Consider the following 13,220-nt stretch of genomic DNA (forward strand, 5'->3'; position numbering starts at 1 on the left):
CAACTTGTAATACCAGACAGATATCTGTCTGGTATTTTTGTGTAAATTATTGTAGAAAACATTTGAAAATTTTCAGTTCCAATAGTTGACCTTAAAACGATTATGTGCTTTAATTAGCACAGTACATGTTAGAGTGCTAATTTTTATACAATTTAGGAGGTATTTTATATGCTTGTACCTACAGTTGTCGAACAAACTGCGCGTGGTGAACGTGCTTACGACATTTATTCAAGACTTTTAAAAGATAGAATTATTATGTTGAGTGGCGAAATTAATGATCAAATGGCAAATTCTATCATTGCTCAACTTTTATTCTTAGATGCACAAGATAATACTAAAGACATTTCTTTATACATTAACTCCCCTGGTGGTGTAATTACTTCTGGCCTTGCAATTATGGATACTATGAACTTTATTAAGTCAGATGTATCAACTATTGCAATCGGAATGGCTGCTTCAATGGCATCTATTCTTTTAACTGCTGGAACCAAGGGCAAACGTTTTGCCTTACCAAACTCAACTGTTTTAATTCACCAACCATTAGGTGGTGCTCAAGGTCAACAAACCGATATTCAAATCGCAGCTGAAGAAATCTTAAAGAGTCGTAAGAAATTAAATCAAATCTTACATGAAACTACTGGTCAACCATTAGATAAGATTCTTAAAGACACAGAACGTGATAACTACCTTACTGCTGAAGAAGCTAAAGATTATGGTTTGATTGACGACATCTTAGTTAATAAAGAAAAATAATTTTTCAAATCAAAAGAGGATTCGCAATAGCGAATCCTCTTTTTTATTCTTTAACATTTTCAGCTTCCAATTTAGCAGCAATTTCTTTAATTTTTTGAAAGCGATGATTTACCCCTGACTTAGAGATTGGTCCTCCTGGAAGTTGTTGTGCAACCTCTTTTAATGAAAGCTCAGCGTGATCTAAGCGAAAACGTGCTAATGTTGCTAATTTTTCGGGCAAATTATCTAAACCCATTTCTTTATCAATGAGCTGAATTTGCTCAACTTGCTGAGCAGCTGCTTTAGCGACTTTTTTTAAATTTGCGGTATCACAATTTACCAATCTATTTACTGAATTACGCATGTCTCGCATAATTCTTAAATCTTCAAAAGCAAGCATAGCATTTACTGCTCCAACCACATGAAGAAAGTCACCGATCTTTTCTGCTTCTTTAAGGTAAACAATGTAACCACTTCGACGCTTAGTTTTACGCGCATTTAGATAAAAATACTTATTCATTAACGTAACAAGATCGGTATTATGATTTTCATATAAGGAATAGATTTCTAAATGATAGCGACTTGTCTCGGGATTATTAACGCTACCGCCGGCTAAAAAAGCACCTCTTAGATAAGACATAGCACGTTGTTCTGAATTCAGTATGTATTCCGGAATACCAGTAACTAACCCTAATTGATCATTGATTACATCTAAATCAGTTAGAATTTCCTTAACACTTTGTTGCAATCTCACCAAGTACTGATAATTTTTCTTTAATTTCATCTTCTTAGAAACAATCAGTAATGGTTCAATTCCATACGCCGTTTTTATCAAAGAAAATATTCTTCTTGCAATTGCTGGATTTTCGGTCACAATATCCAAACTAAAATGATGCTGGTGTAAACTCAAAGTCCCATTCATTCTTAAGAATGCAGCGAGTTCAGCCTTTGCATGTTCAGGATGAACGGGTAGACTAGTTAACTCTTTTTTCACATCACTGGCATAAGAACTCATCTTTCCTCCTGCTGTCTACGACAAAAGGCGTCGAAAGCCAAATTTAAAATCTCGTCGACTACTTTCTCTCCATCATGAAAAACTAATCCACTATGTTGATCAATAAAATCTGCCGTAATTACTCGACAATTTTGTTTTCTTAAACCTTCAAAATCATTTCTAACTGGTTCCAAATATTCATCATAGTCATTGGGGTTAAACTTCGACATATCAATTTTGGCACCATTAACAAGAACCGTATCAATATAATTACCACCTAAATGCTTATTCAGTACTCTTACATGATCAGCAACAGTGAAATGATCAGTTTCTCCTTTTTGAGTCATAATATTGCAAATATAAATAACTTCTGCCTTTGTTTGTCGTACTGCTTCTCCTAAATTTTTAATTACTAAATTAGGTAAGATAGAAGTAAATAAACTTCCTGGGCCTAAAACAACTGCATCTGCTTGCATAATTGCTGCTAAGACTGGTAAAACAGCTTTTGGTTCATCTTCCGAATTAGTATTCGTTACCCATATCCTTTTGATTCTTTTATCTTGAGCCGTAATTTCTGTTTCGCCTGCCTCCGTTGTCCCATCTACAAATTCAGCATTTAAAGTCAATGGCTCATTTGAAGCAGGATAAATTCTGCCATCTACATGCATCATTTTGGAAAGAGATTGTACTGCATCAAAAATATTTCCTTGCATTTCATTTAAGGCAGCAATAATCAAATTACCAATTGCATGCCCTGCAAAAAATGAATCTGATGAATCAAACCGATATTGAAAAACCTCTTTTTCCTTTTCTGGAATATCAGATAAAGATACTAAAACATTTCTGATATCTCCAGGAGGAACCACATTAATATAATCACGAATTGTTCCTGAAGAACCACCATCATCGGCTACTGTAACAATAGCAGTAATATCTGCATTTTGCTCTTTTAAGGCATTCAGAATAACTGGTAACCCAGTTCCACCACCAATAACTACAATTTTTGGCCGTCTTCCTTTTATGACACGAACTATTCGATTTTCTCCATATGCCATAAAACTCTCCTTTATTGTTTTATATAACGACTAATTTCTCTATGAGATATGTCTACGGGATTATTCGGATATTTTTCAGCTAGATCAACTGCCAATTGACGAGCAATGGAAACACTGCGATGTTGTCCACCTGTACAGCCAATTGCTATTGTTAATCTTTCCTTCCCCTCTTCAATGTACCCTGGAATTGCAGTTTCTAACATTTCCAAGAATTTTTGATAAAACTCTTTAGTTTCCTTCTTCTCCATTACATAATCGAAAACTCTTCTATCAAGACCTGTAAATGGTTTTAGTTGAGGAATATAAAATGGATTTGGCAAAAACCTGACATCCATCACAATATCCGCATCAATCGGAATTCCATACTTGAAGCCAAAACTCATTACTTCAATTGAAAAAGTATGAGTATCACTATCACTAAAAGTTTTAATTAATTTTTCTTTCAGCTGTTTTTTTGAAAGATTAGAAGTATCAATAATGTAATTAGAAACATTTTTTACACGATCTAAAACTTCTCTTTCTTTTTGAATTCCGTCCAATAATCTTCCCTTTTGTGCTAAAGGCGGGAGACGACGAGTTTCCTTATACCTTGATACCAGAGCATCATCAGAAGCATCTAAAAATACCAAGGTAGATTGAATATTTTGGCTGTCTTCAAGCGAATTTATTTCATCAACTAAATCTTTATAGAAGCTTCGAACTCTTAAGTCAATAACAACTGCAACTTTACTAAATTCATCCGAACTATAAATTAGATCCCAAAAATTGCCAAGAAGTTCAGGAGGTAAATTATCTACTACAAAATACCCCATATCTTCTAAAGACTTAATTGCTACAGTTTTTCCTGCTCCACTCATTCCAGTTACAATCAGTAACTGTTTTTTATTCTTAGCCATTGCGTTGCCTCCTTGACATAAATTATAACATACCGGGCGTTTCATTTTTATATAAACAAAAAAGCTTTGAACTATCATAAGTTCAAAACTTTTTAAAAGTATTAACGATGCATCCAAGATACCATTAATTCATTGAAACCAAAGACTAAAAGCCAGAATGCAACTAGATATACCATAGTTAATGCTGCCAAGGTAGGATTAAATAGCAAGACAATCGCAATAATTAAACTAATAATGCTCAAGATCAAACTAAAAATAAAGTATCCTGTTGAAAAAGCTCTTAAGTGAGCAGAGAAAATGATCCCAATAATTGAGTCAGCTAAGAACCAAATAGCAAATAATAATGCTAAAGTTAAACCGCCAATTACATTAGCACACAAGAACAGAATCCCGATTACAATGTCAATCACAGCCGAAAGAATTGTTACCCAACTCATACTGAAAATATCTCTAAATTTTGCATAAGCATAAATCCACAAAATACCTTGTAAAATTGAGATAATCCCAAACAAGTAAACAAAAGTTCTAAAGCTGCGGTCAGGATAAGACATCACTAAAATACCGGCAATAATTAAAAGAACACCACCAACAAAGGCACCCCAGTCAAAGCCACGGTGTTTATCAGAACTAGAAAAATTATTCATAATTTATATTTCCTCCCTAGAAATAATTCTACTAAAAAAGTGTTATTTTTTGCAAGCGTTCTTAGTTAATATAGTATCTCTTTCAAGTACTGGCTTTAAGTATTGTCCAGTATAGCTTTCTTTTACTTCTGCTACTTCTTCAGGAGTTCCAGTAGCCACTACTTGACCGCCGCCTTCTCCTCCTTCAGGACCTAGGTCAATTAACCAATCTGCATTCTTAATCACATCAAGATTGTGTTCAATTACTAGGACTGTATTTCCATCATCTACTAAACGCTGCAATACTTCTAAAAGACGCTTAATATCATCAGTATGTAATCCCGTTGTTGGCTCATCAAGAATATAAAAATTCTTACCTGTTGATAATTTTTGCAATTCTGATGCTAACTTCATCCGTTGTGCCTCGCCACCAGATAAGGTAGTAGCTGATTGCCCTAGTTTCACATAACCTAAACCAACATCAACAATAGTTTGTAGTTTACGATGAATCTTAGGAATATTTTCGAAGAATTTAGTTGCTTCATTAATAGTCATGTCTAAAACTTGAGCAATATTTTTTCCACGATAAGTAACTTCTAAAGTTTCAGAATTATATCTACTACCGTGACAAACCTCACATGGAACATAAACATCAGGTAAAAAGTTCATTTCAATCTTAATAATTCCATCCCCATGACAAGCTTCACAGCGTCCACCTTTAACATTAAATGAAAATCTAGCCTTAGTATAACCACGCATTTTGGCTTCATTTGTTTGTGCAAAAAGCGTACGAATATCATCAAAGACAGAAGTATAAGTAGCCGGATTTGATCTAGGAGTTCTACCAATTGGACTTTGATCGATATCAATAATCTTTTCGATACTTTTATAGCCTGTAATTGATTTATATTTACCCGGTTTAGCTGAATTATTATTTAACTTCTGTGCCAAAGCTCGTTTTAGAATCATATTTACTAAAGTAGATTTTCCGGATCCGGATACACCAGTAACTACAGTAAATTTACCAAGAGGAAAATCAACATTAATATCTTTTAAATTATTTTCTGCAGCGCCTTTAACACTAATTTTTTTACCCGAGCCCTTTCTTCGCTTTAAAGGTACTGGAATAAATTTTTTACCAGAGAGATATTGGCCAGTCAAGGAATTAGGATTTTTCATAATTTCTTCTGGCGTACCAGCGGCCATTACCTTACCTCCATAAACTCCTGCACCTGGACCGATATCTAGGACATAGTCTGCTTGACGCATTGTTTCATCATCATGTTCAACCACAATTAAAGAATTGCCCAAATCTCGCATTTTCTTTAAAGACGAAATTAAGCGATCATTATCACGTTGATGAAGTCCAATTGAAGGTTCATCAAGAATATACATAACTCCTGATAAATTTGACCCAATTTGAGTTGCTAAACGAATTCGTTGTGCTTCTCCACCAGATAAAGTACCAGCAGAACGTGATAAAGTTAGATAGTCTAATCCAACATTACTTAAAAAAGTTAAGCGATCTTCCACTTCTTTTAGAATTGGCTTTGCAATTACAGCTTCTTGTTCACTTAAATCAACATTTTTAAAGAATTCTATTTCCTTTTCAATTGGTAAATCAGATGCAGCTGCAATATCTGTGCCATTAACCTTTACCGCTAATGCCTTCTCATTTAATCTTTTACCTTGGCAGGTTGTACAAGTTAGCTCAGTTAAGTACTTACTCATCGAATCTCTCATAAAGCTGGACATTGGATGATTGTAACGACGATCTACATTATTCATTACGCCTTCAAAAGCTTGGGTAGTATCATTTACACCAAAATCACCATTTAAATGGAATTTTATCTTTTTAGTTGAACCATGAAGTACAAGATCACGCTGACGCTTAGTTAATTTATTAAAAGGTTTATCCATTGGAATTTTTAGAGCTTCACAAGCTTGTTCGAGCATTTGAGTATAATATTTTGAATTTTTCCAAGGAGCCAGTGCACCTTCTGCCAAAGTTAAACTTTTATCAGGTACCACCAAATCCTCATCAACTGCAAGTTTCATGCCCAAACCATCGCAATCAGGACAAGCCCCAAAAGGAGCATTGAAAGAGAATAAACGCGGCTCTAATTCTCCAACCGTAAAACCACAAACAGGACAAGCATATTCTTCAGAGAAATTCATTTTTTCTCCACCAATTACATCTACGTCCATATAACCATCTGATAAACGAAGAGCAGCTTCAATAGAATCAAAAAGACGAGTCCGAATACTATCTTTGACAATCAAACGATCTACTACAATATCAATTGAATGACGCTTATTTTTTTCTAATTGAATGTCTTCGCTAATGTCATGCATTTCACCATCAACAATTACCCGAACATAACCAGCTCTTTGAATTCGTTTAAAAACCTCTTTGTGCTCGCCTTTCTTATCACGAATTATTGGTGATAAAATTTGAATCTTCGTTCTTTCTGGTAAGGCCATAATCCGATCAGCCATTTGATCTACTGTTTGGCTTTCAATTAAGGTGCCATCATTTGGACAAACGGGATGGCCTACACGGGCCCAAAGCAAACGCAAATAATCATTAATCTCAGTTACTGTGCCCACGGTTGAACGGGGATTATGAGATGTAGTCTTTTGATCAATTGAAATTGCTGGATTCAAACCATCGATTGAGTCAACATCCGCTTTATCCATTTGACCCAAGAATTGACGTGCATAGCTAGAAAGAGACTCAACATAGCGGCGTCTACCTTCTGCATATAAAGTATCAAAAGCTAGTGAACTTTTACCCGAGCCCGATAAACCAGTAATTACCACTAGTTTATCTTTCGGTATAGTTACATCAATATCCTTTAAATTATGCTCACGTGCACCATGAACTACGATTTTATCATTTGCCACTTAAACTACCTCCCTTTTTAGTTTTCTTAGTATGTATTTGACTTTGTAAATCTTGAATTGCATCACGTAAGTTAGCTGCTTCTTCAAAATCAAGTTTCTTGGCAGCATTTTTCATCTGATCAGTCAAAGTATTAATCATAGCCTTCTTTTGTTTGACTGTTAATTCATCAAAGTTAAGGTCACTAAAGCTTTCAGTTTGTTCTTCACTATCATCTACTGCTTTAGTTGCAGAGATTACGTCCCTAATTGGCTTAACAATAGTCTTTGGTGTAATACCATGTTCCTTGTTAAATTGTTCTTGTAACCGCCGACGACGATTTGTTTCATCAATTGCTACCCGCATTGAATCAGTAATGGTATCAGCATACATGATTACTTCCCCATGGGCATTACGCGCTGCTCGACCAGTAATCTGAATTAATGGTCTGGTTGAACGTAAAAAGCCTTCCTTATCGGCATCCAGAATAGCTACTAAAGATACTTCCGGAACATCAATACCTTCTCTTAAAAGGTTAATACCCACTAAGACGTCAAACTTACCTAAACGCAGATCTCTAATAATTTGTAATCTTTCTAAAGTTTTAATATCAGAGTGAAGATAACGTACTTTAATCCCCAAATCCTTTAAGTAATCAGTCAAATCTTCAGACATTTTCTTGGTTAAAGTAGTTACAAAAACACGCTCATTTTTTTCAATTCGCTTGTTGATTTCTCCAACTAAATCATCTATTTGCCCATTAATTGGACGTACTTGAATTTTTGGATCTAATAATCCGGTTGGTCGAATAATTTGTTCTACTACACTATCCGTATGATGCAGTTCATAATCTCCCGGAGTAGCAGAAACATACATTATTTGATTAACGTGTTTTTCAAATTCTTCTAATTTTAAGGGACGATTATCCAAAGCTGATGGTAATCTAAAGCCATAATCAATTAACGTTTCTTTACGTTTACGGTCACCATTATACATAGCCTTTAATTCTGGCATTGTTGCATGTGATTCATCAACCAAAATTAAAAAATCATCTGGGAAGAAATCTAATAACGTATAAGGTGGTTGACCTGGTTTACGTCCATCCATATGACGTGAATAGTTTTCAATTCCGTTCGTATAACCAACTTCACTCATCATTTCCATATCATAAGTCGTACGTTGCTTAATACGCTGTGCTTCTAGAAGCTTACCCTCACCTTCAAATTTCTTAACTTGAATATTTAGTTCATCTTTAATAGAGCCTAGTGCACGGGCCATATTTTCTTCATTAGTCATAAAGTGAGTTGCTGGGAAAAGGGAAACTTGCTCTCTTTCCCCAATTACTTCGCCGGTTAAAGAATCTACTTCTACAATGCGATCAATTTCATCCCCAAAAAATTCAACTCGATAAGCATGTTCAGAATTACCAGCTGGGAAAATTTCAACTACATCCCCACGCACTCTAAAACGTCCACGTTGAAAATCGATATCATTACGATCATATTGAATATTAACTAAATCGCGCAATAAGGTATCACGACCATATTCTTGACCTTCCCGCAATGAAATCACGCTACGGGCATATTCTCGTGGATCACCCAAACCAAAGATACTAGAAACTGAGGCAACTACAATAACATCATTTCTTTCCATTAAGGCAGAAGTTGCTGCATGCCGTAATTGATCAATTTCATCGTTAATCGAGGAATCTTTTTCAATATAAGTATCGGAACTTGGTACATAAGCTTCCGGTTGATAATAATCATAGTAAGAAACAAAATATTCTACCGCATTCTTAGGGAAAAATTCCTTAAACTCACTGTATAATTGTCCTACCAAAGTCTTATTATGAGAAAGAACCAAAGTAGGTTTATTCAAGTTTGCAATTACATTTGCCATAGTAAAAGTTTTACCAGTTCCAGTGGCCCCTTGTAGAATTTGTTCTTTTTTGCCATTTTGAAAACCAGTTGTAAGTTTATTAATTGCTTGAGCCTGGTCTCCTGCTGGTTGATATTTGGAGACAAGTTCAAATTTTCTATCTTTTTGTCGTCTAATCATAACTTCGTCCTCCGCAAAAAAAGTTGGACCTGGGTCCAACTTTTCATTTTGTATACTTATTTTACTACAGCGAACGTATTTTCGCATTATATTTGATTAATTCTTAAGTAATTCACCTAAAGCATTTTGATAGTCTTGGGCAGCTTTTTCTGCTTCTTCAACTGTAGGCTTATTTACACCTACATAAGCCTTGATAACAGGTTCAGTTCCTGATGGTCGAAGAGCTACCCAAGTATCATCTTCTAAGTAATACTTCAAAACATTAGAAACAGGAAAACCTGTTAATTCCTTTTCACCATTACTATCAATTGATTTTTGAGTTTCAAAATCTTCAATCTTAACTACTTTAGTACCATTAATTTCATTAAGATGCTTATTACGTAATTTTTCCATTAAAGCAGCCATCTTCTTTTGACCACCAATTCCTGGCATTTCAATTGCATGAGTGATTTCATAAGAAACCCCATACTTTTGCCAAATTTCTTGAAGTCCATCAAAAACGGTCATACCTTTTGATGCATAGTAACTAGCTACTTCACCAAACATTAAAGCACCTTGCATCGCATCCTTATCACGAGCAAATGGTTTAAATAAATAACCATAACTTTCTTCAAAGCCCATGAGGAATTTACCGTCTTTTTCTTTATTCATACGGTCAACTTCTTCACCGATATATTTAAAACCAGTTAACACATGCTTAGTACGAATACCAAAATCCTTGGCAATCTTGAATGGTAATGCACTGGAAACAATTGAAGTGACTAATTCATAATCAGAAGTTAATGTACCATTTTCCTTCATATGTTCTAACAAGTAATATGCCATCAAAGTAGCAATTTGATTACCAGTAAGAACTTGGAAATCACCATCTGACTTTCTAACTGCTGCCCCCATACGATCAGCATCTGGGTCTGTTGCAATAATTACGTTTGCATCTACTTCATTAGCTAACTTAAAGCCAGGTTCGAATACATCACGATATTCTGGATTTGGTTTAATTGTAGTCGGAAATTCAGGATCAATAATTGATTGACTAGGTACAGGAATGACATTATCAAATCCGCCCTGTCTAAATGCTCGATCATAAAGCATTTTTCCTGTTCCATGTAATGGAGTGTAAATAATTTTTAGCTTATTAGCATTATTTTTAACCATTTCAGGATCAAAAGTTACTTCTTTGAGGTGAGCTAGATAAGCTTCATCAACATCTTCACCTATTAATTGTAAAGTATTATTTGCACGCAATTTTTCAACTGGAGCAGCTTCAACATCAAAAATATTACTTACTTTTTGGGCATAAGCAAACAAACGGTCAGCATTTTCAGGAGCCATTTGCGCACCATCTTCACCATAAACCTTATAACCATTATATTGCTTAGCATTATGTGAAGCAGTAATATTAATCCCTGCAAAAGTATGTAAATAACGAACAGCAAATGAGAGTTCAGGAGTTGGTCTCAAATCATCAAAGAGATAAACTTTAATTCCATGTGCTCCCAAAATTTGGGCAGCATGTTGAGCAAATTCACGTGAATGGTAGCGCGAATCAAAAGAAATAGCTACTCCACGCTTCTTAGCTTCTTCACCATTTTCATCAATTAAACGAGCTAAACCTTCAGTAACTTTACCAATAGTAAATAAATTAATTCTATTAGTACCTGGTTCAAGTTTTCCTCTCATACCAGCAGTACCAAAATTAATATCTTGGCCAAAAGCATCTTCAATCCAATTGTCATCTTGGCTCAAACTACTTAATTGGTCTTTTAAATAATCAGGAAGACTTGTTGCTTGTTTCCATTGTTTAAAGCTATCTTGTGCACTCATAATCTAATCCTCAATTCTTTTACTATCTCTTAGTAATCATTTTACTATTTTTTCATCTTTAAAAAACACAATATGCAAATTTCAGCAAAAAAAAAGAGAATTTTTATCTCAAATTCTCTCTTAACCTAAAGTTTCATTATCTAAAATGTCATCATTTAATCCTTGTAAGTAATTATAGGCTTCCTGACCACCAATACTACCATCACCTACGGCATTAGCAATTTGACGTAAATCTTTAGCCCGGACATCTCCTATTGCAAAAATTCCAGGAACTTTAGTATTCATCCTTTCGTCGGTAGGAATCCATCCCTCTTCGTCCAAAATTCCTAAATTCTCAAAAACCTCAGTTTGTGGTTTTACGCCAACATAAATAAATACCCCCGCAGCTGGTACTATTTTTTGCTTACCACTCACTTTATCTAAGTATTCTACTCCTTCAACTTTATTATCATTTCCGATAATTTTTTCAACTTGGGCATTCCAAATAAAGTGCATCTTTTTATTTGCAAATGCTCGTTTTTGTAGAACTGGCTGTGCCCTCAGTTGATCACGACGATGAATTACAGTAACTGACTTTGCTAACTGGGAAAGGTAGATTCCCTCCTCAATCGCAGAATCTCCACCACCAATAACTACTACATCCTCATCTTTAAAGAAAGCAGCATCACAAACAGCACAATATGAAACTCCTCGCCCTTCATATTCCTTTTCTCCAGGAATATTCAACTTTTTATGATCTGCGCCGGTCCCAATAATTAATGCTTTTGTTGTGAACTCATCAGTATCAGTTTTAATAATTTTTTCGTCACCATTTAGTGTGACAGTTTTAACCTCGCCATACTTAAAATCTGGCTTAAATTTCATAGCGGACTGATACATCTTTTCGCCCAATTCTGGTCCCTTAATTTCACTAAAACCAGGATAATTATCAATAATGTCTGTATTATTCATTTGTCCGCCATAGATGCCGCGATCTAAAATTAACACTTTAAGGTTAGCACGAGCTGCATATAAAGTAGCAGTTAAACCACCTGGACCTGCACCAATAATTATCACATCATAATTATTTGCCATAAAAATCCCTTCTTAAATCTTACTTTTGTAAAATTATCGTACTGTCTTTAGTGAATAATTACAACTATTCTGCTTTTGGACTTCTTCCCATCATTCGTGCAATTTCTTCATCTACATCGGCGTTTTCATAGAGTACATGATACACTGCTTCATTAATTGGCATATCAATTTTTTTTTCTTCTGCTAATTCATGTACAGCTTTTACAGTTGTAGCACCTTCTACTACTTGTCCCATATTCTTTAAAACATAATCCAAAGTTTTACCTTCACCAATTTGTTTACCAGCACGCCAGTTACGTGAATTTACAGAAGTACAAGTTACAATCAAATCACCAATACCAGAAAGGCCACTAAAAGTCTTAGACTTAGCACCAAAGTATTCTACGCCCAAACGACTAATTTCAGCTAAGCCACGCGTCATTAACGCAGCCTTAGCATCGTCACCATAGCCCTTTCCAGCTAAAATTCCCGCAGCAATTGCAATAACATTTTTAATTGCACCACCTACTTCAACCCCCTCTAAATCAGAGTTAGTGTAGAAACGAACATAGTTATTTGCAAATACTTCTTGAACTTTTTTGGCATTTTCTTCACTTTCTGAAGCACATGTAATAGCAGTTAAATCTTTTTGGGCAACATTTTCTGCATGACTAGGGCCAGAAATAGCTACAATTTTTTCGCTATCATTAGGATACACTTCTTCTTTTAAGATATCAGAAATTAATTTTTTACTTCCTGGTTCAATCCCCTTAGTTGCGGTTACTAAAAGAGGTTTAGCTCTGGTTTGATCTAAAACTTCTTTTACTTGTTTAGCAACAATTCTAATCGCGCTAGTTGGTAATACAAAAAGAACAATATCAGCATCTTGAATTGCTTCAGCTAAATCTCCCGTAGCTGAGGTCGTAGGATTTAATTGCCAATCTTTCATGTAATGAGAATTAGTATGATGTTCATTGATTTCATTGTTAACTGCATCAATATTTCCGTAAAAAGTTACCTCATTACCATTATCAGCTAACATTGAGCCTAATACAGAACCCCAAGATCCATTTCCTAAAACTGCAATTTTTGTCATTTTAA

General features: G+C 34.9%; 10 protein-coding genes. 1 reads left to right on the forward strand and 9 read right to left on the reverse strand.

Annotated elements, in window-relative coordinates; translation table 11 throughout:
• Nucleotides 1-168: 168 nt before the first annotated feature.
• Nucleotides 169-753: an ATP-dependent Clp endopeptidase proteolytic subunit ClpP gene (gene clpP / locus FP432_RS03700; protein ID WP_265489503.1), complete on the forward strand. Its 585-nt coding sequence runs from the start codon at nucleotides 169-171 to the stop codon at nucleotides 751-753.
• 43 nt (nucleotides 754-796) lie between these two features.
• Here clpP and whiA read toward each other — a convergent pair whose 3' ends face one another.
• The 9 genes from whiA to FP432_RS03745 form a co-directional block, all read right to left on the reverse strand.
• Nucleotides 797-1,747, reverse strand: a complete 951-nt coding sequence (gene whiA, locus FP432_RS03705; RefSeq protein ID WP_265489504.1) for a DNA-binding protein WhiA — start codon at nucleotides 1,745-1,747, stop codon at nucleotides 797-799.
• Nucleotides 1,744-2,781, reverse strand: coding sequence for a gluconeogenesis factor YvcK family protein (locus FP432_RS03710; protein WP_265489505.1), 1,038 nt, complete (start codon nucleotides 2,779-2,781; stop codon nucleotides 1,744-1,746). The genes whiA and FP432_RS03710 overlap by 4 nt, the downstream gene beginning before the upstream one ends.
• An 11-nt stretch (nucleotides 2,782-2,792) precedes the next feature.
• On the reverse strand, nucleotides 2,793-3,677 hold the full coding sequence (gene rapZ / locus FP432_RS03715; protein WP_265489506.1) for an RNase adapter RapZ: 885 nt from the start codon (nucleotides 3,675-3,677) through the stop codon (nucleotides 2,793-2,795).
• A 101-nt stretch (nucleotides 3,678-3,778) separates the two neighbouring features.
• Entirely contained in the window at nucleotides 3,779-4,321 is a 543-nt protein-coding gene (locus FP432_RS03720) for an HdeD family acid-resistance protein (protein ID WP_265489507.1), read from the reverse strand.
• A 42-nt stretch (nucleotides 4,322-4,363) separates the two neighbouring features.
• Nucleotides 4,364-7,207 carry an excinuclease ABC subunit UvrA gene (gene uvrA / locus FP432_RS03725; RefSeq protein ID WP_265489508.1) on the reverse strand — a complete coding sequence of 948 codons (2,844 nt, stop codon included), beginning with the start codon at nucleotides 7,205-7,207 and terminating at the stop codon, nucleotides 4,364-4,366.
• Nucleotides 7,197-9,242, reverse strand: coding sequence for an excinuclease ABC subunit UvrB (gene uvrB, locus FP432_RS03730; protein ID WP_265489509.1), 2,046 nt, complete (start codon nucleotides 9,240-9,242; stop codon nucleotides 7,197-7,199). The genes uvrA and uvrB overlap by 11 nt, the downstream gene beginning before the upstream one ends.
• A 96-nt stretch (nucleotides 9,243-9,338) precedes the next feature.
• Nucleotides 9,339-11,066, reverse strand: a complete 1,728-nt coding sequence (locus FP432_RS03735; RefSeq protein WP_265489510.1) for a phospho-sugar mutase — start codon at nucleotides 11,064-11,066, stop codon at nucleotides 9,339-9,341.
• Between the two features lie 120 nt (nucleotides 11,067-11,186).
• Nucleotides 11,187-12,140: a thioredoxin-disulfide reductase gene (trxB, locus tag FP432_RS03740; protein WP_265489511.1), complete on the reverse strand. Its 954-nt coding sequence runs from the start codon at nucleotides 12,138-12,140 to the stop codon at nucleotides 11,187-11,189.
• A gap of 64 nt (nucleotides 12,141-12,204) precedes the next feature.
• Entirely contained in the window at nucleotides 12,205-13,215 is a 1,011-nt protein-coding gene (locus tag FP432_RS03745) for an NAD(P)H-dependent glycerol-3-phosphate dehydrogenase (protein WP_265489512.1), read from the reverse strand.
• Nucleotides 13,216-13,220: the final 5 nt, after the last annotated feature.

It is taken from the genome of Lactobacillus sp. PV034, assembly GCF_014522305.1.
Taxonomy (GTDB): Bacteria; Bacillota; Bacilli; order Lactobacillales; family Lactobacillaceae; genus Lactobacillus.

Excerpts from the sequence above, each read along its gene's own strand:
- clpP (WP_265489503.1), top strand. The coding sequence starts at position 169 with ATGCTTGTACCTACAGTTGTCGAACAAACTGCGCGTGGTGAACGTGCT.
- whiA (WP_265489504.1), bottom strand. The coding sequence starts at position 1,747 with ATGAGTTCTTATGCCAGTGATGTGAAAAAAGAGTTAACTAGTCTACCC.
- FP432_RS03710 (WP_265489505.1), bottom strand. The coding sequence starts at position 2,781 with ATGGCATATGGAGAAAATCGAATAGTTCGTGTCATAAAAGGAAGACGG.
- rapZ (WP_265489506.1), bottom strand. The coding sequence starts at position 3,677 with ATGGCTAAGAATAAAAAACAGTTACTGATTGTAACTGGAATGAGTGGA.
- FP432_RS03720 (WP_265489507.1), bottom strand. The coding sequence starts at position 4,321 with ATGAATAATTTTTCTAGTTCTGATAAACACCGTGGCTTTGACTGGGGT.
- uvrB (WP_265489509.1), bottom strand. The coding sequence starts at position 9,242 with ATGATTAGACGACAAAAAGATAGAAAATTTGAACTTGTCTCCAAATAT.
- FP432_RS03735 (WP_265489510.1), bottom strand. The coding sequence starts at position 11,066 with ATGAGTGCACAAGATAGCTTTAAACAATGGAAACAAGCAACAAGTCTT.
- trxB (WP_265489511.1), bottom strand. The coding sequence starts at position 12,140 with ATGGCAAATAATTATGATGTGATAATTATTGGTGCAGGTCCAGGTGGT.
- FP432_RS03745 (WP_265489512.1), bottom strand. The coding sequence starts at position 13,215 with ATGACAAAAATTGCAGTTTTAGGAAATGGATCTTGGGGTTCTGTATTA.